Origin of the sequence: Maribacter sp. HS, assembly GCF_048059195.1 — a bacterium.
GTDB lineage: Bacteria > Bacteroidota > Bacteroidia > Flavobacteriales > Flavobacteriaceae > Maribacter > Maribacter dokdonensis.
In genome coordinates this window covers 928,364-952,884 of the sequence record NZ_JAYLVV010000003.1, presented here as the reverse complement: position 1 = coordinate 952,884, position 24,521 = coordinate 928,364, and the positions used below count along the sequence as shown (strand labels likewise).

23 protein-coding genes are annotated in these 24,521 nt (G+C 37.3%); 7 read left to right on the top strand and 16 right to left on the bottom strand.

The annotated features are described in order from the left end of the window. Positions 1 to 101: 101 nt before the first annotated feature. Positions 102 to 1,079, bottom strand: coding sequence for an endonuclease/exonuclease/phosphatase family protein (locus tag VBZ51_RS09270; RefSeq protein ID WP_416576724.1), 978 nt, complete (start codon positions 1,077 to 1,079; stop codon positions 102 to 104). Between the two features lie 110 nt (positions 1,080 to 1,189). On the opposite strand from VBZ51_RS09270, the gene hflX reads away from it, so the two are divergent. Continuing rightward, on the top strand, positions 1,190 to 2,401 hold the full coding sequence (hflX, locus tag VBZ51_RS09265; RefSeq protein WP_058104467.1) for a GTPase HflX: 1,212 nt from the start codon (positions 1,190 to 1,192) through the stop codon (positions 2,399 to 2,401). A 275-nt stretch (positions 2,402 to 2,676) separates the two neighbouring features. Here the strand turns inward: hflX and VBZ51_RS09260 are convergent, their stop codons facing one another. The 12 genes from VBZ51_RS09260 to VBZ51_RS09205 form a co-directional block, all read right to left on the bottom strand. Continuing rightward, the gene (locus tag VBZ51_RS09260; RefSeq protein ID WP_416576723.1) at positions 2,677 to 3,597 is read right to left on the bottom strand and encodes a DUF3078 domain-containing protein; all 921 of its coding nucleotides are present in this window, start codon (positions 3,595 to 3,597) and stop codon (positions 2,677 to 2,679) included. 71 nt (positions 3,598 to 3,668) lie between these two features. After that, positions 3,669 to 4,175: a DUF2480 family protein gene (locus VBZ51_RS09255; protein WP_058104469.1), complete on the bottom strand. Its 507-nt coding sequence runs from the start codon at positions 4,173 to 4,175 to the stop codon at positions 3,669 to 3,671. Between the two features lie 29 nt (positions 4,176 to 4,204). Then, positions 4,205 to 4,537 (bottom strand): SUF system Fe-S cluster assembly protein, encoded by a 333-nt coding sequence (locus VBZ51_RS09250; protein ID WP_058104470.1) that lies wholly within the window; start codon positions 4,535 to 4,537, stop codon positions 4,205 to 4,207. A gap of 5 nt (positions 4,538 to 4,542) precedes the next feature. Beyond that, complete coding sequence (locus VBZ51_RS09245; RefSeq protein WP_058104471.1) at positions 4,543 to 4,968, bottom strand: SufE family protein; 426 nt, start codon at positions 4,966 to 4,968, stop codon at positions 4,543 to 4,545. Positions 4,969 to 5,041: 73 nt separating this feature from the next. Continuing rightward, the gene (locus VBZ51_RS09240) at positions 5,042 to 6,256 is read right to left on the bottom strand and encodes an aminotransferase class V-fold PLP-dependent enzyme (protein ID WP_416576722.1); all 1,215 of its coding nucleotides are present in this window, start codon (positions 6,254 to 6,256) and stop codon (positions 5,042 to 5,044) included. A gap of 75 nt (positions 6,257 to 6,331) precedes the next feature. Beyond that, complete coding sequence (locus VBZ51_RS09235; protein WP_416576721.1) at positions 6,332 to 6,925, bottom strand: outer membrane protein; 594 nt, start codon at positions 6,923 to 6,925, stop codon at positions 6,332 to 6,334. A gap of 124 nt (positions 6,926 to 7,049) precedes the next feature. Further along, on the bottom strand, positions 7,050 to 8,366 hold the full coding sequence (sufD, locus tag VBZ51_RS09230; protein ID WP_416576720.1) for a Fe-S cluster assembly protein SufD: 1,317 nt from the start codon (positions 8,364 to 8,366) through the stop codon (positions 7,050 to 7,052). Positions 8,367 to 8,442: 76 nt separating this feature from the next. Continuing rightward, on the bottom strand, positions 8,443 to 9,195 hold the full coding sequence (gene sufC, locus VBZ51_RS09225; protein ID WP_058104475.1) for a Fe-S cluster assembly ATPase SufC: 753 nt from the start codon (positions 9,193 to 9,195) through the stop codon (positions 8,443 to 8,445). A 56-nt stretch (positions 9,196 to 9,251) separates the two neighbouring features. Continuing rightward, on the bottom strand, positions 9,252 to 10,697 hold the full coding sequence (sufB, locus tag VBZ51_RS09220; protein WP_058104476.1) for a Fe-S cluster assembly protein SufB: 1,446 nt from the start codon (positions 10,695 to 10,697) through the stop codon (positions 9,252 to 9,254). 79 nt (positions 10,698 to 10,776) lie between these two features. Further along, the gene (locus tag VBZ51_RS09215) at positions 10,777 to 11,106 is read right to left on the bottom strand and encodes a HesB/IscA family protein (RefSeq protein WP_074671006.1); all 330 of its coding nucleotides are present in this window, start codon (positions 11,104 to 11,106) and stop codon (positions 10,777 to 10,779) included. Positions 11,107 to 11,229: 123 nt separating this feature from the next. Next, a complete protein-coding gene (locus tag VBZ51_RS09210) occupies positions 11,230 to 12,576 on the bottom strand; it encodes a hypothetical protein (protein ID WP_416576719.1) in 1,347 nt (448 codons plus the stop codon). Beyond that, entirely contained in the window at positions 12,576 to 13,823 is a 1,248-nt protein-coding gene (locus VBZ51_RS09205) for a choice-of-anchor B family protein (RefSeq protein WP_416576718.1), read from the bottom strand. The genes VBZ51_RS09210 and VBZ51_RS09205 overlap by 1 nt, the downstream gene beginning before the upstream one ends. Positions 13,824 to 13,950: 127 nt before the next feature. Between VBZ51_RS09205 and VBZ51_RS09200 the strand changes: the two genes are divergently transcribed. Then, on the top strand, positions 13,951 to 15,408 hold the full coding sequence (locus VBZ51_RS09200; protein ID WP_074670997.1) for a Gfo/Idh/MocA family protein: 1,458 nt from the start codon (positions 13,951 to 13,953) through the stop codon (positions 15,406 to 15,408). A gap of 98 nt (positions 15,409 to 15,506) precedes the next feature. Then, positions 15,507 to 16,550 carry a thiamine-phosphate kinase gene (thiL, locus tag VBZ51_RS09195; protein ID WP_058104480.1) on the top strand — a complete coding sequence of 348 codons (1,044 nt, stop codon included), beginning with the start codon at positions 15,507 to 15,509 and terminating at the stop codon, positions 16,548 to 16,550. 16 nt (positions 16,551 to 16,566) lie between these two features. On the opposite strand, the gene VBZ51_RS09190 is transcribed toward thiL, so the two are convergent. Beyond that, complete coding sequence (locus tag VBZ51_RS09190) at positions 16,567 to 16,788, bottom strand: hypothetical protein (protein ID WP_074670994.1); 222 nt, start codon at positions 16,786 to 16,788, stop codon at positions 16,567 to 16,569. 251 nt (positions 16,789 to 17,039) lie between these two features. Between VBZ51_RS09190 and brnQ the strand changes: the two genes are divergently transcribed. Continuing rightward, positions 17,040 to 18,317: a branched-chain amino acid transport system II carrier protein gene (brnQ, locus tag VBZ51_RS09185; RefSeq protein WP_416576717.1), complete on the top strand. Its 1,278-nt coding sequence runs from the start codon at positions 17,040 to 17,042 to the stop codon at positions 18,315 to 18,317. A 92-nt stretch (positions 18,318 to 18,409) separates the two neighbouring features. Continuing rightward, positions 18,410 to 19,030, top strand: coding sequence for a fasciclin domain-containing protein (locus VBZ51_RS09180; RefSeq protein ID WP_071340890.1), 621 nt, complete (start codon positions 18,410 to 18,412; stop codon positions 19,028 to 19,030). Positions 19,031 to 19,088: 58 nt separating this feature from the next. Here VBZ51_RS09180 and VBZ51_RS09175 read toward each other — a convergent pair whose 3' ends face one another. After that, positions 19,089 to 19,859 carry an exodeoxyribonuclease III gene (locus tag VBZ51_RS09175; RefSeq protein ID WP_416576716.1) on the bottom strand — a complete coding sequence of 257 codons (771 nt, stop codon included), beginning with the start codon at positions 19,857 to 19,859 and terminating at the stop codon, positions 19,089 to 19,091. A 9-nt stretch (positions 19,860 to 19,868) separates the two neighbouring features. Further along, positions 19,869 to 21,161, bottom strand: a complete 1,293-nt coding sequence (locus VBZ51_RS09170; RefSeq protein ID WP_416576715.1) for an aminopeptidase P family protein — start codon at positions 21,159 to 21,161, stop codon at positions 19,869 to 19,871. Positions 21,162 to 21,308: 147 nt separating this feature from the next. Here VBZ51_RS09170 and VBZ51_RS09165 point away from each other — a divergent pair, with 147 nt between their 5' ends. Together VBZ51_RS09165 and VBZ51_RS09160 are read left to right on the top strand one after the other, a co-directional pair. Next, positions 21,309 to 22,760: a M20/M25/M40 family metallo-hydrolase gene (locus tag VBZ51_RS09165; RefSeq protein WP_416576714.1), complete on the top strand. Its 1,452-nt coding sequence runs from the start codon at positions 21,309 to 21,311 to the stop codon at positions 22,758 to 22,760. Next, on the top strand, positions 22,748 to 24,508 hold the full coding sequence (locus VBZ51_RS09160) for a M28 family peptidase (protein WP_416576713.1): 1,761 nt from the start codon (positions 22,748 to 22,750) through the stop codon (positions 24,506 to 24,508). The genes VBZ51_RS09165 and VBZ51_RS09160 overlap by 13 nt, the downstream gene beginning before the upstream one ends. Positions 24,509 to 24,521: the final 13 nt, after the last annotated feature.

Genomic DNA, 24,521 nt, shown 5'->3' with positions numbered 1-24,521 from the left:
TGAACACTTTTATTCGATGAATTACCTAAACATTACGGCGAACCTGTTGTGAAAACGCTATTTTTTGATGTGTAGGATTTTTCTTTCTAACTATTTCCTTGTTAAGAGTTGAAAGTAAACATAGCATAGACCGGAAAGTGATCGCTATAACCTCCTAGATATTTGTCAGAAACGAAGGTTCTATACGGAGTACCTTTATATTTTCCCTTCTTTTCCCTAAGCGATTTATGGTCAAAAATATCAGCCTTATCAAAACTATGGGTGTTCTTTTCATAATTGAAAAATGAATTGGAGACCAAAATTTGATCGAACATATTCCACTTGCTTCCATACACGGAAGACCCTCGGCTATTTGGTATATGCAACGTTTCCATAGGGTTAAATAGTCCGGCTTCATCTTTTAAGGTTTGCATACTTAAAGAAGATGGATCATCATTAAAATCGCCCATGACAATAATATTGGGGTCCAATTCTTCCATTTTAATAGCTTCAATACGCTGAATTATTTCCTTTGCCGCAATTACGCGTTTATATTCCGTCTCAACACCGCCATCTCTTCTAGACGGCCAGTGATTTACGAATACATGCACCAACTCTTTATTCAACTCTCCCTTTACATATAGTATATCCCTAGTGGTATCTCTTACGCCCCCAACATTGTCTACCAACAAAGCCAATGGTTCTGCATGCAACACTTTAAAAAAGCGTTTACGATAAATTAGCCCAGTATCTATACCACGTTCATCGGGAGAATCAAAATGTATAAAACCATAGTCCACATCTTCTAAAGGATCGGTATCTAATAATGCTTTAAGCACACTATTGTTCTCTGCCTCTGCCACACCTATTAAGGCAGGTGGGTAAGGGTGTTCCTCATCCCCTATCTTAAAAATAGTTTTTGCAAGTTTTTGAAGTTTACGCTGGTATTTTTCAACGGTCCATTTTTTTACTCCATTAGGGGTAAAATCCTTGTCCAAAATGTTCACGTTGCGTTCTGGATCAAATAGATTTTCTAAATTGTAGAAAGCAACCGTGTAGCGCTGTTTTTTAGTCTTTTTCTTAAAAAATGGTAATCGCATGTATAATATTAATGAGTAAACTACTTCCGAGCACGTACTCTTGATTATCGAGTCAATAAAAATACGAAATAGCTTATGGGTAATTGCTTAATTTTGCACTTTACGGTATTATGATAGAAAAGAAGAGTATAGATTATGAAAAAGCGGTTCTTATTGGTATTATCAATAAGGAACAGAATGAAGAAAAGGTAACTGAGTATTTAGATGAGTTAGAGTTCCTTACCTACACCGCTGGTGGAGAAGTAACCAAAAGGTTTGTACAACGTATGGATGTACCTAATCCAAAAACACTGATCGGCAGTGGTAAAATGGAAGAGGTAGAACGTTATGTTCAAGAGAACGAAATTGGTTCTGTTATTTTTGATGACGAACTATCACCTGCACAGCAACGTAACATTGAAAAAATATTACGCTGTAAGATCATTGATAGAACAAGTTTGATTCTGGACATTTTTGCACAACGTGCACAGACCAGTTATGCCCGTACCCAAGTAGAGCTGGCACAATATGAATATTTGCTGCCAAGACTTACCGGACTTTGGACCCACCTTGAACGACAAAAAGGTGGTATAGGTATGCGTGGACCCGGAGAAACCGAAATTGAAACGGATAGACGTATTGTACGTGATCGTATAACACTGCTTAAAAAGAAGTTAGCGAAAATAGACCGCCAAATGGAAACCCAAAGAGGTAACCGTGGCGCTTTGGTACGCGTTGCTTTGGTGGGGTATACCAACGTGGGCAAATCTACCCTAATGAACGTTATTAGTAAGAGCGATGTTTTTGCCGAGAACAAACTGTTTGCCACCTTGGATACCACGGTAAGAAAGGTAGTTCTGGGCAATTTACCCTTTCTTTTAAGTGATACGGTAGGATTTATTAGAAAACTACCTACGCAATTGGTAGAAAGCTTTAAAAGCACCTTAGATGAAGTTCGTGAGGCAGATTTACTTTTACATATTGTAGATATCTCTCATCCACAGTTTGAAGAGCATATAGACTCTGTAAACAATATTCTATCGGATATTAAAAGTTCGGATAAAAAAACCATCATGGTCTTCAATAAAATAGACCAGTATGAGCATGAAACCATTGATGAAGACGATTTAGTTACCGAGCGTACCGGAAGGCATTTTACCATTAATGATTGGAAACATACCTGGATGGAAAAAGTGGGTGACCGTGCTATTTTTATCTCTGCATTGAACAAAGAAAATTTAGATGAGTTTAGAAAACGTGTTTATGATGAGGTAAGAGACATTCATGTAACCCGTTTTCCATATAATAATTTTCTTTATCCAGAGCATTTGGACGAATACTAAATACCAATTTTAATAGAATTGATGCAGTTCATCGATGAAATGAAACCGATGGTAAATCTCACCACACAATGCGATCAGTTCACAACATAAATTGTTTTCAGCAAGACCTTATGCATTAATTTTACAGTGTACTTAAGCAAAGGTATTGACCCCAAATCGATATTTTACTTATGAAAACAAAAAGTAAAACCCCAAATTTTACGATAATTACTTAACCGAAAAAAGCCCTCTGAACAGAGGGCTTTTTTAATTTGTACACTTAAAACTTCTTATACTTAGAACGCATAGTTAAGACCTACCAAGAAGTATGTCTGTAACTTGTTATCTACAGTATCAAATGTTTCAGCAGGGTTATCAGTTAATGCGAAATTTAAAGCTTCTTGCTTGTTGTCACGTAAACCAAATTCAAAACCTAAACCAATACCGTTCCATAACGTGTAACCAAAAGAGTTGATCCAAGTTAAGTTAGAAAGGTCTCCGCTCTTGTAGCTTTGAAACATAGATAGGTTAGACTTGAAATTGATCGCTCCAAATTTTTTGGTATAATCGGCAACGATCTTAGCACCTAAAGAAGACTCAAAAACTGCATCGTTATCACTAAATACAAAGTTGTAGTTTAATGGGTGTATTACAACCACCAAATTGGCATTAGGGTTCCAAGTAGCACCAACCCCTAAATCAAGGTATCCTGGATCGTTGAAGTTATCTAATATAGTTGTTCTATATTCACCTAAACCAGAAATGGCCCACGTTTTGCTAATATTTCTACCGTAAAGAGATGTGATGTTAAATACATCGGTACCTTTTTGAAAGCTATCATCATCGGTATCGTCGTTCTTATCATCGAACTTTACCCATCCAAGGTTTACATTCGCAGAATTTCTCCAAAAGAATTTTTCTTCCTTTAAGTTGGCAAACGCATTTACGGTTACACCAATGTTACCAGAAGCTAAATCTGGAGTTCCTTGACCATACCAGTTGTTAAAGCTGCTCAAGTTTGCACCAATAGTACCAAAGGCACCTTTTTTCCAACCTGGCAAGGCGTCAATTTTACCTTGTATAGCATCTGCTCTACCTTGTATAGCCGCTATTGAATCTTTAGCTGCACCTAACTGCGTTTTTAATTCCTCTTCCGTTTGAGAAAAACCAACGGTTGCTACAAAAGCAAGAGCTAGGGTTAATACAATTTTCTTCATAATACTTAATGTTTATAGTTTATAGTGGCGCAAAGGTAATATTATTGACGCCATCTATAAAAATGAAAATGTTATTTTCTTTTGTATAAAGGCACAGAAGAGCATGCCTCACCGTACATGATAGACTTTGCTACAGGCTTTAAACGCTCAGCCAGAAAAAGATATGCGTTGGCAGGAACAGGTTTTTTACTACAACCTTTTATAATAATTAATCTATCTTGATATTCTGATATATCTATATTTTCAATTACGGATTGATATATACTAGTTTCCAGATCTACCAATGAACCCTGTACCGCCTTTTTGGCAATACCACTAAGCTTTACACTTAGCAATAAGTAAGCCCAGCCAGGTATTATAGCATCTGTAGAACAATGCATGGCAACGTATGCATCTTTGTATTGCGACCAGTCATGGGCATCAACAAAGGCTCTAAATTCTTTTTCTTTGAGAATAAAGCCTTCATACAGCCAATCTTTGATGTCCAAAACCATTCTTTCACCTTTTGGATAGTAATCCTCAAGATTAAAGGTGATCAATTTGCTCTGGGCAACTTTATTTACAATTTCATCTTCCATAGAAGCACGTTATCAATTGCTTGATCTAATTAAAGTAAACCTAATTCTAATTTAGCCTCTTCGCTCATTAAATCTTGGGTCCAAGGTGGATCAAAAGTAATTTCAACCTCTGCATCTTTAATGGCATCCAAAGATTTTACTTTCTCTTCAACCTCTGCAGGCAAGCTTTCCGCTACTGGGCAGTTAGGAGAAGTAAGGGTCATTAAAATCTTTACTTCATTGTCCTCGTTCACCAATACATCATAAATTAAGCCTAATTCATAGATGTCCACAGGAATTTCCGGATCATAAATCGTTTTTAAAATACGAACAATTTTCTCCCCTAATTCTGCACTATCCTCTGCTATATTTTCGTCACTCATAATTTCTATTCTTCAATTTGTGTTTGATACGCCACTGCGTATAACTTCAGTTGTTTGATCATACTCACCAAACCATTTGCCCTCGTGGGCGATAAATGCTCTTTTAATCCAATTTCATCAATAAATTCTGTGTCCGCATCTAAAATATCTTGTGGCTTTTGATTGCTGAACGCCCTAATTAAAATGGCAATAATACCTTTAGTAATAATGGCATCACTATCCGCAGTAAAAACCAACTTATTATCTTCAAGCTCCGCATGTACCCAAACCTTGCTTTGACAACCCTTTATAATATTATCATCGGTCTTGAATTCTTCTTTGATCAATGGCAAAGATTTGCCCAACTCGATCATATATTCATACCGTTGCATCCAATCATCGAACATGGAAAATTCGTCTATTATCTCTTCTTGAATCTCTTTTATTTCCATTGCTTTATTTTATACAAAAATACGATAACAATTGATGCATTTCAAACCTTTACATTACCAATGAAACTTTGTGTTACAACAACATGCTTTTTGCTTTTAAAACACCCGCGATAAGCACATCTACTTCATCTCTAGTATTATAAAATGCAAAACTTGCACGCACAGTACCCGGTATTTTAAAGAAGTCCATTATGGGTTGAGCACAATGATGACCTGTACGTACCGCAATACCCAATTTATCTAGAATGCTACCCATATCATAAGGGTGTATACCTTCTATATTGAATGATATCACAGACGTTTTGTTCTTAGCTGTACCGTAAATTTTAAGTCCGTCTATCTTCAATAGTTCTTGCGTAGCGTACTCTAATAATGCTTGTTCATACTTGGCAATTTCCTCAAAACCTATGGCATTCATATAATCCAATGCCGCGCCAAAAGCAATACCACCACAAATATTAGGCGTACCCGCTTCAAATTTATGTGGCAAATCTGCATAGGTAGTTTTCTCAAAAGTAACCTCCGCGATCATTTCGCCACCACCTTGGTATGGTGGTAACTTATTCAACCATTCTTCTTTACCGTATAGCATACCAACTCCCGTTGGTCCACATATTTTATGAGCGGAGCAGGTATAAAAATCAACATCTAAAGCTTGTACATCTGCAACTAAATGCGGAGCTGCCTGTGCCCCATCAATTAATACGGCAGCGCCAACCTTATGTGCCTTTTCTATAATTTCTTCAATAGGATTAATGGTACCTAACGCATTTGAAATATGATTGCAGAATACCAATTTCGTTTTATTGGACAACAACTCTACGTACGCATCCATCAGTAATTCCCCTTCTTGATTCATTGGAATTACTTTTAAAACTGCACCGGTACGCTCGCATAACATTTGCCAAGGCACAATATTGGAATGATGTTCCATGGCAGAAACAATTACCTCATCACCTTTCTGGATCAATGCAGAGAATCCGTTGGCAACAAGATTTATACTATGCGTTGTTCCGGACGTGAATATGATTTCATAAGATTTTGCAGCATTAAAATGCTTCTGAATCTTTAATCTAGCCTGCTCATATTTATCTGTAGCCTCTTGCGAAAGCGTATGCACCCCACGATGTATGTTGGCATTGTAGTTCTGATAATAATCTACAATAGCATCAATAACCTGTTGTGGCGTTTGCGATGTAGCGGCATTGTCCAAATAGACCAATGGCTTACCATTTACCTCACGCTTAAGAATTGGAAAATCTTCTCTTATCTTTTTAATATCTAACATAGTCAATCTTCTTATATACAAAGATACCCGATAATGAAAACATATCGGGTATGAAGGGTATTGTAATATGTAATTTTAGAATCTAAATCCTACTCCTATTTTTAGGCGATCTATATTTTCTCTAAAATCAATGTTTATTCTTTCATTATCAAATACAACCTCATCTTTAACTTGAAGTAAAATCATATCATACTTTAATTGTAAAAAGAATCTTGATGATATATCATAGGAGATTCCGATATCAAAATTGAATCCTCCATCAGCACCACTGCGATCTGAAAAATCTGTACCTGAAATTGATCCACTAAAATTATTACTCACAACAGAATAACCAATACCGACCATAGGATGCCATTTTGGTGCAAATGGCACACTAAACTCCGCAAACAACTTCGGTTGAAAAAGATATGTTTTAGACTTGAACGTATCTTCATTATTATTACCTGCTTTGTCATATACAAAACCACCATTAAGGTCTAAACCCAAACGAACTAAGTCTGTTCTAAAAAAGCGGTATTTTATACCTAAATCAATTGCTCCATCATTATTGGAAAATGTACCATCATCTAATGTGAATGGGTAATTAGCCTCCACACTCCATTTCTGATCTTGAGCATGTAAAACAATACAGGTAAAAGCTAAAAATGAGGCAAGTAAAAGTCGTTTCATAAAATTCCAGTTAAATATTTATAAGACGAAAATAGCTTAATAGTAGTGTAAGAAAATACAACGGCTCGTTAAGAATAACCTAACGAACCGTTAATTTTAAATAATCTTGAATTGAAAAAATATATTACAAATCAAACCCAAGGTTCACCCCTAGCTTCTTTGCTATCAATTTATTTATTCTAATCTTTAATTCCGGAATACGAACAGATGACAATACGTTATTTGCAAAGGCATACATTAATAATGCTCTTGCTTCTTTCTGTGGAATACCTCTAGATTGTAGGTAAAACAATGCATCTTCATCTAGTTGACCAATAGTACAACCGTGAGAACATTTTACATCATCGGCAAAAATTTCTAACTGTGGTTTTGTATTGATGCTAGCCTTGTCACTGATTAAAATATTGTTATTCTGCTGAAAAGCGTTGGTCTTTTGAGCAATTTTATCAACGATAATTTTACCATTAAATACCCCAGTTGAACTATCACCATAAATACCTTTGTAATCTTGGTGACTTTCACAATTAGGTTCAATATGATGAACTAAGGTATGGTGATCTACATGTTGCTTTTCACCTAATATAGTAACACCTTTCATGGTAGAATCTATATACTCCCCATTCTGATAAAAATTAAGGTTGTTACGAGTTAGTTTACCCCCAAAGGAGAAGGTATGAACCTTAACGACACTCTTATCTTTTTGATCGATATAGGTATTGTCTATTAATGAAGCAGATTCAACATCGTTCTGAATCTTATAAAAATCTACGATAGCACTTTTAGCGGCAAAAATTTCCGTAACCGCATTGGTAAGTACCTCGTTTGAGGTTAAACTCTGGTGACGTTCAATTATTTGTACCTCGGCATTTTCTTCAACAACGATCAAATTACGTGGTTGCAACATTAGTGAAGCCTCATTACCTGTGGAGAAATGTAAAATTTCAATAGGTTTTTTAGGCATCTTGTTCTTAGGAATATAGATATATGCCCCTTCTCTACTAAATGCAGTATTCAAAGATGTCAATGACTCGTCTTTACATGCAATTTTATTGAAATACACATCTATAACCGGTTTGTACATTGGCTTGGTAAGTGCAGCACTCATTAAGCAGATATCTACACCGTCATGCGTAGTCTCAGAAAGGTAAGAACTGTAAATACCATCTACGAAAACAATCTTATAAGAATCGATCTCGTGTAAAAAGTAACGCTTTACATCTTTATATTCCAACGCATTATCCTCCTTTGGAAAAATGCTAAAATCAATTTTCTGTAAGCTATTAAGCGAAGTATATTTCCATGCTTCCTCCTTTTTGGAAGGAAACCCTTTTTCCTCAAAGTTCTTTATAGCCGCCATACGAACATCGTGTACCGGATGCTCTACATCCACGTTGTTCTCAAACGCCATAAAAGAGGAAATCAATTTATCTTTTAAATCCATATATCTTTAGTATTAAGTCCTTAGTACAAAGTAATAAGTACTCTATACTAAGTACTTTGTACTTAGTACTAATTTTTTAAACCGCTGTTTCTTGCTTTAACCAGTCGTATCCTTTCTCTTCTAGTTCCAAGGCAAGTTCCTTACCGCCAGATTTCACAATTTTACCATTGTGCAAAACATGAACATAATCAGGAACTATATATTCCAACAAACGTTGGTAGTGTGTAATTAAGATTACGGCATTATCCTTACTCTTTAATTTATTTACACCACTAGCGACAATTCTTAGGGCATCAATATCCAAACCAGAATCGGTTTCATCCAAGATAGCCACCTTTGGCTCTAACATTGCCATTTGAAAAATTTCGTTTCTCTTTTTCTCGCCACCAGAGAAACCTTCATTCAATGATCTTGATAAGAACTTACGGTCGATTTCCAATAATTCAGATTTCTCACGAATTAATTTCAACATATCCTTGGCAGGCATGTCCTCTAAACCTTTTGCCTTACGAGATTCGTTAATGGCAGTTTTCATAAAGTTGGTTACAGAAACGCCTGGAATTTCCACTGGGTATTGAAAAGAAAGAAAAACACCTTTATGCGCTCTTTCTTCTGGGGATACATCTTCTAAATCTTCTCCGCTTAGTTCAATAGACCCTTGGGTAACTTCAAAGTTCTCATTACCTGCAATTACAGAAGCTAATGTACTCTTACCTGAACCATTTGGTCCCATGATAGCATGCACTTCACCTGCTTTAACTTCTAGATTAATTCCTTTTAATATTTCCTTATCCTCTACACTAGCATGTAGATCTTTAATTTTCAACATAATATGTTACTTTAAATATTCTGGTGCCTATGGCTTTTTTTTAATATTGACTTTTCTTATCCTACAGAACCTTCTAAACTAATTTCCAATAGCTTTTGGGCTTCTACAGCAAATTCCATCGGTAGTTTGTTCAGTACCTCTTTACTGAAACCGTTTACGATCAATGCAATTGCCTTTTCAGTATCTATACCTCTTTGGTTACAGTAGAAAATTTGATCTTCACCAATTTTACTTGTTGTAGCCTCGTGCTCTATCATGGCGCTTTTGTTCTTTGCCTCAATGTACGGGAAGGTATGTGCACCACACTCGTTACCCATCAACAAAGAATCGCATTGAGAGAAATTACGTGCACCTTCTGCACGGCTGTTCACCTGCACCAGTCCACGGTAACTATTTTGGGATTTACCTGCAGAAATACCTTTAGAAATAATAGTACTCTTGGTGTTCTTACCAATATGAACCATTTTAGTTCCGGTATCTGCTTGTTGGTAGTTATTTGTTACTGCAATAGAATAGAATTCCCCTATGGAGTTATCTCCTTTTAAGATACAAGAGGGATATTTCCAGGTAACGGCAGATCCTGTCTCTACCTGAGTCCAAGAAACTTTGGCGTTCTTTTCCACCAATGCTCTTTTGGTAACAAAATTGAATACTCCGCCTTTACCATCTTTTCCTCCAGGGAACCAGTTTTGTACCGTTGAGTATTTAATTTCCGCACCATCTAAAGCAATAAGCTCTACAACGGCTGCATGTAATTGGTTTTCATCTCTAGAAGGTGCAGTACAACCTTCAAGGTAACTTACATAACTATCTTCATCGGCGATAACCAAGGTACGCTCAAACTGACCTGTACCTGCTTGGTTTATTCTAAAATAAGTAGAAAGTTCCATTGGGCAACGAACACCTTTTGGAATGTAACAGAAACTACCATCAGAGAAAACCGCAGAATTTAGGGCTGCGTAAAAATTATCTCTTTTCGGAACTACAGAACCAATATATTTTTTCACCAATTCTGGGTGATCTTTAATAGCTTCTGAAATGGAACAGAATATAATACCTTTTTCCGCCAAGGTCTTCTTAAATGTTGTTGCTACGGATACAGAATCCATTACAATATCTACCGCAACGTTTTGGAGTTTCTTTTGCTCGTCTACAGATATTCCCAACTTTTTGTACATCTCCAACAACTCTGGATCAACATCATCTAAAGTTTTGTTCGGATCTGCTTTCTTTGGGGCGGAGTAGTAAGATATCGCTTGAAAATCTGGTTTTTGATAATGTACATTAGCCCATTCTGGCTCTTCCATTTCTTTCCAGTACTTAAAAGCCTCTAATCTCCAAAGCGTCATCCATTCCGGCTCTCCTTTTTTCTTAGAAATAGCAATAACGATCTCTTCGTTTAAACCATTGGGAAACGTTTCGGACTCAATATCTGTATAGAAACCATACTCGTATTCTTTGGTTTCCAGTTCTTTCTTTAATTCTTCTTCTGTATATGCCATATATTGTACTTAAAAAGCAAAACAAATAGGTTTAAAAACTAACCATATCCCTTTTACATATTTAAAACTTCACTTCATTCTATAATGAAAAACTTTCGCCACAACCACAGGTTCTTTGTGCGTTAGGGTTGTTAAAAACAAATCCTTTTCCGTTTAGACCACCTGAGTATTCCAGCACAGTTCCTACTAAATATAAAAAGCTTTTTTTATCTACGATAATTCGTACATTATTGTCTTCGAACACTTTATCAGCATCATCTTTCTTATTATCGAAGTTTAACTCGTAAGATAATCCACTACACCCGCCACTCTTAACACCAACACGCACAAAATCCTTAGAAGCATCAAAACCCTCTTCTGTCATGAGGCTGATGACTTTCTGTTTAGCCGTTTCTGATACTTGAATCATAATATCTCGATTTAATCTAAAAATAGTTTACAAATATACGTTATAAGTAGGTTTTTACCATAGAACCTTACATTATTATAACGTATAAGTCAATAGAGAAATCCTATGATCAACTGTTGAAGGTTATTTAATTTTTAGAAGTACAAGGTCTGTATTTCCTTTAGAGGTCAAGGTATTAAAATCAGTACTTGCCGTTTCTCCCACCACCATTACACTTCCGTCCTTATTTTCAATGAGATCATATGCAAAATCCAGTCCCGATCCTCCATAGGATTTCTCCCAGACCAATTCTCCTACACTGTTGGCTTTCAACAGCCAAATATCATTCTCACCATAATTAAACGAACTGTTCTTATCATCACTTTTTGAATTACCGGTAATGTAGAAGCCGCCATCTTTACTCTGCACAACAGCTTGTGCCAGATCAAACTCCGATCCGCCATAGGTCTGCTCCCATACAAGGTTGCCTTCGGTATCAATTTTAATCATCCACACATCAGACCCTCCATGATTGACCAATACATCTCCATTGTCACTAAATGTATTTCCTACCACAACATAACCATCATCTGAGGTTTTTGCTATATCATATGCAACCTCAATACCATCGCCCCCAAATGAATGCTCCCAAAGCAGATTACCAAATGCATCTACCTTAACTACCCAGAACTCATAACTACCATTGGTGCTACTAACATCGTAATCATCACTTTCAGTAAAGCCGGCCATTACAAAACCACCATCATTACTCTGAACCACGCTGTGAGCACGGTCATTGTTTGTTCCACCAAAATAACCTCGCCACTGAATACTTCCATTTTCATCTATTTTGGTTCCCCAAAATTCACCCACCCCATGGCTGGTAAAACTGTTTCCTTTTTCAGTATTGCCGTCGGCCCTGGCCGAGGTAATATCTAAAAAACCCGTAAAAAAGTACCCACCTTGTGACGCCTCAAGAATATCGTATGAATGATCATGTCCAGAAAAGCCGTAGCTACTTTCCCATTCCAAAACACCTTGTGCATCTAATTTTAAAATCCAGTTGTCATGAAAACCTTGATTATTGGTAGCATCACCATCACTACTCATGGCATAACCCGTTAGCGCATAACCACCATCTGTAGTTTGAACCAAACTCTGACCGATATCGTCCATACTACCGCCATAAGTTTTGTTCCATTGTAAAACTCCGTTGGCATCAAATTTTAAAAACCAATAATCATTTTCTTCCTCAAACTTTGCAGCAATATCACCATCAATACTACCTGTATATCCTAAAACGGCAAAACCGCCATCGTTTGTTCCAATAATTGCCTGAGCACTTTCGTTTCCACTACCGCCAAAATTTTTGACCCAAACCAACTCCCCTACAAATTCAGATTCTAGCCCGTTAAAAGCAACTTCTGCATCTTCTTTTGCACAAGAAAAAACAACACACAGCACCAAGAACAAAAGAATTCGTCTTATCATCAGTTCGATTTTTTAATAATAAAGAAACCGCTATTGATATCGCTTACAACAATATTGGCACTTTCAAAATAAGGATAAACACTCCAAACACCTGAAAACTGCGTATTATCATTTTCAGGGTAGGTATCAAAATACCCTGTTTCAACAACCACACTGTTCTCAATTTCAGAAATATCCAAAATTCGCACACCGGCAGTATAATTGGCCAAGAAAAACTCATCTTGCAATACATAACCATTATGATCTATGGCATTCGTAGGACCTAAATACGTGTGATGCAATACGGGATTCTCTAAATCTGCCATATCAAAAATTAGCGTACGTGTTTGAAAACCTTGTCTCACCTCATCCAGTTCATCACCTAGGATAAAAAAACGCTGACCTTCCGTAAACCAACCTTGGTGTGTATAGCCAATATTAGGATATGGCAATGTGGCCAAGGTTACCGGTGCACTCTTGTCCGATATATCCACGACTACCACTAAGTCTTCATTAGCACCCACAAATATTTCCGCCCCTTGATAATCAGCATCAGGTCCATTATATGTAATCACTTGGGCATCATGCGTATAGCCATTTAAACCCCAACCACCTGCAAGTACAGGAACAATAGGATTTTGTAGATCAAGAAAATGCACTCCGCCGTTAAACTCATCATCCCTATCAGTACCGACCGGATAGGCAAAACCAGAGGTTTCATTTATTACAATGTTATGTGCATTTCCAAGTCCGGTATAACGCCCATCCGCCGTAAATTCTTGGGGAGGGCCAACAACATTTCGCAACTGCTTTAGATCAAACACCTGAACACCATGACCGTTAGCCTCTGAGACCACATAAGCAAAATCTTCATACACTTTTACATCTCTCCAGGAACTGGCAGTTGTAGCTGTTGGTAGTTTTCCTAAGTACATGGGGTTTTCAGCATCGGAAATATCTATAAATACCGTACCATTATCCAAGCCCATTATGGCATACTCCTTACCTGTTTCGGCATCGGTCCACCCCCATATATCATTAGCCTCGCTAGCAGAAAAATCGTCTAAAGAAATATGCGCTACCAAATCATAGCCATTACAAGGGTAAATGCCTGCCATTCCATTATTGCATGGTACACTTCCTATTTCGTTAGGTATGTTGGAAGGCGTTTCATCTTCTACCTCATCATCTAGCTCTGAATTGGCGCTATCATCTGAAGAACAGCTAAAAAGCAAAGAAAATGTTAAAAACCAAATCACCTTTCTCATGCAATCAATTTATAGTCAACACTTAAAGATACTAAATGCATTCATATAGAATGTATTAAATCCGTTAACCATTTAAATTTCAAAAGAATTCGATTATCTTCATTACCGAATCAAACAACAACAACTTATGTCAAACAACAAAATCAACGACAAAAAGAACACCCGCCGAAAATTTATGAAGAATACCGGTATGGCGGCAGCCGGTTTTATGATCGTACCAAGACATGTACTTGGAGGAACGGGCTTTATTGCTCCCAGCGATAAACTTAACATCGCAGGTATTGGCGCAGGAGGTAAAGGGCAAAGCGATATTGCATCGTTTGCCGAGAGCCCCAACGTTAACATTGTTTCGCTTTGTGATGTAGATGATAGGCAAGCGGTTACTTCTAGAGAAAACTTCCCAAAAGCCAGTTATTACAATGATTTTAGGGAAATGTTAGATAAAGAAGGTAAAAACATTGATGCCGTTTCTGTTTCTACACCCGATCACAACCACGCCGTTGCAGCTTACCAGGCAATGTCAATGGGCAAACACGTGTATGTACAAAAACCTTTGACCCATGATATTTGGGAAGCAAGAATGTTAACAGAGGCTGCCAAAAAATTCAAAGTTGTTACTCAAATGGGTAACCAAGGTGGTTCTGGTGACGGTGTACGTACCATGAAAGAAATTTATGACACCGGAATTATAGGTGAAGTACATACCGTAAAATGTTGGACCAACAGAGCAATTTGGCCACAGGCATTACAAACACCAACTAAAAAAGATCGTGTTCCTAAAGGTCTAAACTGGGATCTTTGGTTAGGTACCGCACAAATGCGAGATTATAACAATGCCTACCTTCCATTTGATTGGAGAGGTTGGTCAGATTTTGGAACAGGTGCACTAGGTGATATGGCCTGCCATATTATGGATCCGGTATATAGAATTCTTCCGATTTTATATCCTGATACCGTAGAGTGTAGTGTATCCGACTCCTTCAGTGGCAATTTCCAATATAAAGATTACCCTAAAAGTTTCCCGAATTCCAGTAAAATACACCTTAGCTACCCAAGAACGGATGGCAAAGGAAAAATAAAAGTAACCTGGATGGATGGCGGACTATTACCTGAAAGACCAGAGGAACTAGGTGATGATGAAGCTTTAGGAAACTGGGATGGTGGTGTATTGTTCATAGGTACCAAAGGAAAGTTAATGGCAGATTGTTATGGTGCAAATCCGCGTTTACTTCCACTGAGCCTAAACGAACAGTTTGAAGTTGAACAAACCATTGCTCGTGTACCAGAAGGGCACTACTTACAATGGGTAAACGCTTGTATGGCCGGTTACGGTAATGCAGAGACCAGTTCATCCTTTGATTATGCCGGACCATTTACAGAAAGTATCCTAATTGGTAACTTAGCATTAAAATCTTATTTTGAAGTAGACCCTACGGTAGAGAACCAAAGCTTTTGGGGCGGTGGCAAACAATACCACGGTAGAAAACGCCTACAATGGGATGCCGCAAATATGAAAATCACTAATTTTGAACCCGCAAATAAATACGTAAAACGCACCTATAGAGATGGTTATTCTTTAGGATAAACACGCAACAACTTTATAATTTTAGTACTAAGACCGATGCTTTTCAGCTTCGGTCTTTTTTATGCCATACATCTTATTTTACTTCTTATTTTTGCAACATGCTAGAAGATAAAGAACAAGAAAGAACATCATTGGAGAAACTGGGCGAATTTGGGCTCATTGAACACCTTACCAAGGGTTTTGAAATAAAACAAGCATCTACACTCAAAGGAATTGGTGATGATGCCACAGTTTTAGATTTCAAGGATAAAAAGACTGTAATAAGTACCGATCTTTTAATTGAAGGCGTTCATTTTGATCTTGCCTATATGCCACTGAAGCATTTAGGGTATAAATCTATCATGGTAAACCTATCCGATATTTATGCCATGAACGCTACGGCTACCCAAGTAACCATTTCTATTGCAGTCTCTAATAGATTTCCGCTAGAAGCTCTTGAAGAATTATATGCTGGCGTAGCTACGGCATGTAAAACATATAATGTTGATTTAGTGGGTGGTGACACTACCTCTTCCAAAACAGGTTTAATGATCAGTGTTACCGCAATAGGTATTGCCAATGAAGAAGATATTGCTTACCGATCAGGTGCACAACCAAACGATTTATTGGTTGTATCCGGTGATTTGGGTGCGGCATATATGGGCTTGCAAGTTCTGGAAAGGGAAAAAGAGGTTTTTAAAGTAAACCCTAATAGTCAACCCGATTTAGAACCTTATTCTTATATCGTAGAGCGACAGTTGAAGCCTGAAGCAAGAAAGGATATACCTGAGTTATTAAAAAAATTGGAAGTTCATCCTACATCAATGATAGATATTAGCGACGGTCTATCCTCAGAAATTCTTCATTTGAGTAAAAGTAGCGGATTGGGAATTGACTTGTACGAAGACAAAATTCCGTTAGACCCTACCGTAATATCTGCTTGTGAAGAATTCAAGATAGACAGTACCCTTGTAGCGCTAAGCGGTGGAGAAGACTATGAGCTATTGTTCACTATTGACCAAAAAGAATTCCCAAAAATTAAAGGCAATCCTAACCTTACCGTCATAGGGCATACCACGGGAAAAGACGAAGGGGCTTACTTAATTTCTAGGAATAATACGAAGATTCCGTTAACCGCGCAGGGTTGGAATTCATTTGACTAATAAATACCTATTATGACTATGCTACCTGTTGTTGCGTAGCCGTATGTCTTCTTTGGTAAATATGTTCTAATGTTCTATTGATATCTTGTAATTCAGGTGTCAATATAGACAAGTTGCCACTTACGTCTGTGGTTACTTCTTTTTGACAATGAATACATTTGTACTCCTTAATGTGAGATGTCACTTTCTTAGAAATGGAATAGTGATGGCCAAAGATGCTGCAGAATATTTTTTTCATGCTGTAGGTTTTATTGCAAGAATTCCGATTTGGGTGATCGAGAAAATGCGGTTAATATATTAGGTTGAAACTCAAGGAAATTAGCATACGCTTATTTTCCTTTTGTTAAAGTACAGTATATTAAAGGACTGAACCACTAATTGTTGTGAGTTTCACCTATGCTGTTGTCAATGCTCTTTTTTTTGCGGTTTCAAAAAATGAAAAAGCTTGGCTTACCTGTTATTTAATAATCTTTCACTTAATTTGTACCTATGTTTAAAAAGAAGGAAACCCTTGTAACCGCCTTTGCTCTATTCTCTCTTTTTTTTGGAGCGGGCAACCTTATTTTACCTCCCCTATTAGGGTTTAATTCTGGAAATCAATGGCTGGTAGTTACTATCGGTTTTGGACTCTCTGCCGTGGCCATTCCCGTTCTCGGAATTTTGGCTCATGCAAAATTACAGGGTTCCCTAATAGACTTTGGCAATAAGGTCTCACCTATTTTCAGCTTAGTATATGCATTTTTCATATACGCTATTGCCATAGCACTCCCCAGCCCTAGAACAGCATCTGTAACGCATGAAATGGCCATTCAGCCATTTTGGGATATATCTTCTTGGTATACCAGCAGCATCTATTTTGCTTTTGTGTTATTGTTTGCGCTTAACCGTTCTAAAATATTGAATATACTAGGCAAGATATTGACTCCGGCTATCATTTTAATTCTTCTTTTGGTAATAGGAATAACGATTTTCTCTTTCCCCTTTGATTTTGGAAGCACTACGATTGCCAGTCCGTTTGCCAACGGAATACTGGAAGGCTACCAAACATTCGATGCTATTGGCGCTGTAGTTGTTGGTGGGGTAATCATCATATCCATCAACCTAAAATATGTTGATGCAACTTATGACGAAAAGAAAACATTAATTAGAAATGCTGCCTGGTTTGCCGGTTTGGCCTTGTTTTTAATTTATATGGGTCTTATTCTTTCTGGAGCCTTGTCTCATGCTGTTTTTAATGCAGAAACGACCAGAACCGAAATATTATCCGGTTTAGCAAAACAGAGTTTAGGTAACATCGGTAATTTGTTCTTAAGTATACTGGTAGGTTTAGCATGTTTTACCACCGCAGTAGGTATCGTAACCGGTACGGCAGATTTTGTAGCATCAAGATTTAATGAGTCAAAATCGGCATATACCATTATGGCTATTATTGGTAGTGTATTAGGTGTTCTTGTTGGCCAGTTCAATGTAGCTTATATTATTGCCGTAGCCATACCCTCTTTAATGTTCATTTATCCCATTACCATTATACTCATTGTTTTGAATGTAGTGCCAGATAAATATGCATCGTCTTTGGTATTTAGAGCGGTAACCATAGCCACCATACTATTTAGTATTCCTGATTTCTTGGGAAGTATTGGAGCAATAACACCTGAAGCAAATACGTTTTCGTGGATTCCGCTTCAGCAGTATAGTTTAGGCTGGGTCTTGCCAGCTTTGATTGTGTTCGTAATTTTCAATATTTATATAAACGCCAACAAAAAATAAATTACTGAAAACTTATTACATCTAATTCATACCCAAAAACCAAACCTTCGCCATTTGGTTTCCGTAAGTGAGGTATACTAAAAAATTAGATTATGAAAATTTCAAATACGATTAAACTTGCCACTCTTGCCTTAACTTTAGGACTTACTACTTCATCCTTCGCTCAAGATGGTGCTATGGAAATGAAGAAGGACAAGAAAATGATGAAAAAGGAAAAAATGATGATGGAGACCAAAATGGTCGGTGGCGCTGAAATGTACCCTAATAAAAACATCATTGAAAATGCAGTGAACTCAAAAGACCACACAACTCTAGTTGCAGCAGTAAAAGCAGCAGAATTAGTAGAAACTTTAAAAGGTGAAGGTCCATTTACAGTTTTTGCTCCTACAAATGAAGCATTTGAGAAATTACCAAAAGGGACTGTTGAGACCTTGTTAATGACTGAAAACAAAGCGAAATTACAATCGATTTTAACATACCATGTAGTTGCTGGAAAAGTCAGCGCTATGGATTTAATGAAGATGATTAAAGATGGTAACGGAAAAGCTGAATTAACTACAGTAAACGGTGGCACTTTAACTGCAATGCTAAAAGGAAAGAAGGTTCAATTAAAAGATGCCGCGGGTAATATATCTACTGTGACAATTGCAGATGTAAACCAATCAAATGGAATAATTCATGTTATTGATGCCGTGGTTTTACCAGGTATGTAAGAATTAATATTCCCCCAATTTATAGGAACGGCCCATTAAAAATGGGCCGTTCTTTTTTTTAAAAATCTATTTCTAAACTAATAGGGCAATGATCACTGCCCATAATCTGATCATGAATTTCAGCGGACTTTACTTTGTCCCAAATAGATTCACTTACCAAAAAGTAGTCTAAACGCCAGCCCACGTTTCTACCCCTTGCACCACCACGTGCACTCCAAAAAGTATATTTATTGAACGTAGTAGGGTGTAGTTTTCTAAAGCTATCTATTAAACCGACTTCTTTCAACATATGGTCAAATCCATCGATTTCCACTTGGGTAAATCCCGATGTTTTGTTGTAATTACTTTTAGGGTTCGCTAAATCGTTCTCAGTATGTGCCACGTTAAAATCACCAGTAATGATCAACGGTTTTGATTTTGAAAGCTCTTTTAGGTAATTGGTAAAATCTTTATCCCATCCGGCACGGTAATCCAATCTTTTTAGTCCACTACCGCTATTTGGAATATAGACGTTCACCAAATGAAAGTGTTCAAATTCAGAATGGGTAATCCTTCCTTCTAAATCATGAATTTCTACCCCCATATTCTTGTTGAACGCCACAGGTTTCTGTTTAGAAAGAATTCCGGTACCAGAATATCCTTTTCTTTCGGCACTATTACTAAACAGTTCATAATCTGTAATTTCTTTCAATGCTTCGGCAACCTGATCATCTTGCGCTTTGGTTTCTTGAACACAAAACACATCGGCATCAAATTCCTTTACAATATCCTCAAATCCCTTTTTAACCGAAGCCCTAATTCCATTAACGTTCCACGATACTAATTTCATGCTTGCTATTTAGTTGTTCATTAATTCCTCTATCTCATCTGCCTTAATCGGAATATTCGCCATTAAGTTAAAAGGTTCTCCTTTTTCTTGAATAACCACATCATCTTCTAAACGAATACCCATATTTTCCGCAGGTATATAAATACCCGGCTCTACTGTAAATACCATATTGGCTTTCATTGGTGTTTTCAAAGCCCCATAATCATGCGTATTCAAACCAATATGGTGACTTGTACCGTGCATGAAGTATTTCTTGTATGCAGGCCATTCGGGATTTTCATTTTGTATATCGGCTTTATCCAACAAACCAAGACCTAAAAGTTCTGAGGTCATTATTTTACCACATTCCTTGTGATATTCTGCCCAAAGCGTACCCGGCACCAACATTTTGGTAGCATCGTCTTTTACACGTAAAACAGCATTGTACACCTCTTTTTGGCGTTTGGTAAATTTTCCGCTTACAGGTATAGTTCTAGTAAGATCACTAGAATAATTGGCATATTCTGCAGCAGTATCCATCAAAATTAAATCACCTGCATTACATGGTTTATTATTCTCTAGGTAATGTAAAACATTAGCATTATTACCAGATGCAATAATTGGCGGATAAGCAAAACCTTTAGATTTGTTTCTTATGAACTCATGCAGCAACTCAGCCTCAATTTCATACTCCATTACCCCTGGTTTCACAAAACTAAGTAGTCTTCTAAATCCTTTTTCAGTGATATTACATGCCGTTTGCATAATTTCAATTTCCTCAGGCTCTTTTACACCTCTAATTTCCTGCAAAATAGGATTACTCTTTGCTACGCGATGAGCAGGATATTCACGCTTACATTTTTCAATAAACCGATCTTCTCTAGTCTGCGTTTCTACTGCCTGCCTGTAATGTTCGTTTGTATTGAAATAAATAGTCTCGGCTTCGGTCATTAGATCGAAGAAGATTTTATCAAAATCTTGCAACCAACAAATGGTTTCTATACCAGAGACTTCCGTAGCTTTTTCTTTGGTTAATTTTTCACCTTCCCAAATGGCAATATGCTCATTGGTTTCACGAACAAACAAAACTTCGCGATTTTTTTTATTAATGGCATCGGGAAACAACACCAGTATCGTTTCTTCTTGATCAGCACCGGATAGGTAAAATATATCTCTATGTTGCTCAAAAGGCAAAACACTATCGGCTCCTATCGGGTAAATATCGTTAGAGTTAAAAACTGCAATACTTTTAGGTTGCATGCGGTCCATAAACTTTTTACGGTTCTTTATAAATAGGGAGTTAGGTATTTGATCGTATTTCATGAATTTATATTTTGATATAAAATTACGCATTATGTGTTGTTTCCTTAAAAAATAGGGCATGGAATTATAAAATTTACAAGAATGTTAGCACAACTTCTTAGCTACAAAATGGCTAACTTGTATACCTAAACCAAACAAAGACAACTCATGAGAAAAATTGCTTACCTCATCTTAGGTGCACTATGCCTACAGGCATGTTCAGAAACACCAAAAGAAGAAACACAATCCGATCTTTTTGCCCGTATTGATACCGAAATAAAACAAAATTCCAAAGGCTATAACACATTAAAGGAAGCTACAGAAACTATAGGTCATAGGTTAACAGGATCAACCAACGGTGCACAGGCAGAAGAATACACCTATAACAAATTCAAGGAATATGGTTTTGAAGATGTTGTCTACCAAACTTTTGAAGTTGAAGCATGGGCAAGAGGCGAAGTTACTTTAACCATCAACGAGGATGATATTAAGGTAGTGACCTTAGGTCATGCACCTGTAGAGGCACACGTTACCGGTGAAATTGTAGACATGGGCAATGGACTAGATGCAGACTACGCTGCCAAGCCAGATGCCGTAAAAGGAAAAATAGCTTTGGTATATATTAATATTCTACCAGGTAGCGAAGAAGGGTTAAGCAATTTACACCGTAGCGAGAAAACAGCTTTAGCCATAAAATACGGTGCTATTGGTATTATTATCATTAACCAAGTGGATAATGGTGTTTTGCTTACAGGTACAGCTTCGGTTACAGGAGAGTTGATTCCAATACCTGCGGTATGTATTGGCAAGGAAGATGGCATGGCATTAAAAGAAACGTTGAAGATCAAAAAAGCTACCGCCAAAATTGACATGACCAATACAAGCGATATGATTAAGGCAAGAAACGTAGTTGCAACATTACCAGGTACGGAAATACCTCAAGAAGAAATTGTCATTGGTGGTCATTTAGATTCTTGGGATCTGGCTACCGGTGCCATAGATAACGGTATTGGTTCATTTGCGGTGCTTGATATTGCTAGGGCATTTAAGGCTAATAATCTACAGCCAAAAAGAACCGTGAAGTTTGTAATGTTCATGGGAGAGGAACAAGGTTTACTAGGTTCTAAATATTTGGTAGATCAAGCTGTTGAAAACAATACCATTGAGAACATCAAATATATGATGAACCTAGATATGTCCGGCAACCCAATAGGTATGAATGCCGGCGGTAAATTAGATAATGAACAGTTTTTTAAAGATTTAGGTGCTGCCATTCAAAAACAGGACACTATTTATCAAAACAAATTCTCCAACAGATCAGGGCTACATAGCGATCACCAACCATTTATGCTTGAGGGAGTTCCCATTTTATCGGTACATAGTAATTTAGACCGTTCTATCTACGGATGTTACCATTCTGATTGTGACGATTTTCATTTGGTGAATGAAGACCATATGAAAAATACGGCACGTTTTGGCACAATGATGCTGTATGCTCTAGCAAATGCCGATACTTTACCAGCAACAAAAATGGATAGTGAAACTACCAAAGAATTCATGATCAAAAATGATTTAAAAGAGAAATTGATTATTGGCAACGAATGGAAATGGGAAGAGTAATCTCCATCAAAAGAATATTATTAAGGCAGGGCATTGTACCCGCATTACTCTGCCTTTCTTTTTTAGCAGGATGCTCTCAGCAGCCTGAAGAAAAACCAGTAGATTATTTTGAGCTTGTTCGCCCAGAATTCACGGGTCAGCTTGCCTATGAAACTACAGATTTTGTAGAAGATTATTGGCGTGTTGTGGGCAACACCGGTTTTAATAAAACAATTCACCTTATTGCAGATAGTCTAAAAGCAGCAGGTTATATATTAGAAGAGGATGCAAAAATTGGTGACCGGTTTACCTACCGTATTGAAAAGCGAGCAATGAACCGTCAAACCTGGGAACCTGTTTCGGCATCATTACAAATTGTAGGTCAAGAAATGCCCTTGCTACTTTCGCAAACCAATAGAAACATGACTTATTTAAATTCGGCTTCTACCCCAAAAGAAGGTATTAAAGCAGAAGTTGTATGGGTAACATCTGTTGAAGATATGGAGTCCGCCTCCTTGAAAGGCAAAGTATTTTTTGCAGAAATGAGTGCTAGAAAATTGTACAAAACCGCAATGAAAAACGGGGCAATAGGAATTCTTACCTACGACAACCCTGGGTATTTACAACCAGAGAAAAATACCACTTCAATTCAATTTAGAAGTCTTCCTTCACCATCTGATAGTGATTTCTGGGGCATTGCCCTGTCATATGAAGCAAAAGAAAAATTAGTGGCGCAACTTAAAACAGGTGCTACTGAAGTTCTAGTAAAGATAGAAACCAAAAGATATCCATCCGAAGAACTGACCATTGTTGCTGATATTAAAGGAAGTGAATTGCCCAATGAACGTTTGGTGTACAGCGCACATGTTCAAGAACCCGGCGCAAATGACAACGCAACGGGTGTTGGCACGCAATTAGAAATGGCTAAAACCGCAGCCAAATTATTCGGCGAAAATAAAATAGCATTTAAAAGAACCATGACTTTTTTATGGGGCGATGAAATTGTTTCTACCAACCGGTATATTCAAGAAAATCCAGAGCGTGCAAAAGGAATTAAATGGGGAATTAGTCTTGATATGGTAGGCGAAAATACTACAATAACAGGCGGCACTTTCTTGATTGAAAAAATGCCAGACCCAAGTGCTATTTGGACTCGTGGCAATGATAAACACAGTGAATGGGGCGGTGATGTTTTAAAGTTAGAAGACATGAAACCACACTATTTAAATGATTTTTTAACATCGACCTTTAAAAAACAGGGCGAATTTGCGAATTGGGTGGTAGAAACCAACCCGTTTGAAGGTGGCAGCGATCATACTCCGTTTTTACAAGCTGATATACCCGGACTTTTACTTTGGCATTTTACAGACCAATTTTACCATACCGATAACGACCGTATAGACAAGGTTTCACAAGAAACCATGAAAAATGTGGGTACTGCGGCACTAGTGAGTGGACTCACCCTAGTAAATTCAAATACCGCATTTGCCTTAGAACAAATATCCTTATTGGAACAAAAAGCCATAGATCGTTTACAAATTGAATTTCAGTTAAGCGTAAACGCTATTAAAAATGGCAACGCCATTGAGAATGAAAAGGCTATTCTAGAAGTTTGGGAAGATTGGTACGTTAAAGCTATCTCAACCACCAACGATGTAGTTTCAAAATCAAACGGCAATATTAAAGACGCCATAAAAGAATCACGATCAAGGGTAATGTTAAAATCACAAGAATTGATCAAGAAATTGAAAACCAGCTCTAAAAACTAATCAGTAACTTACC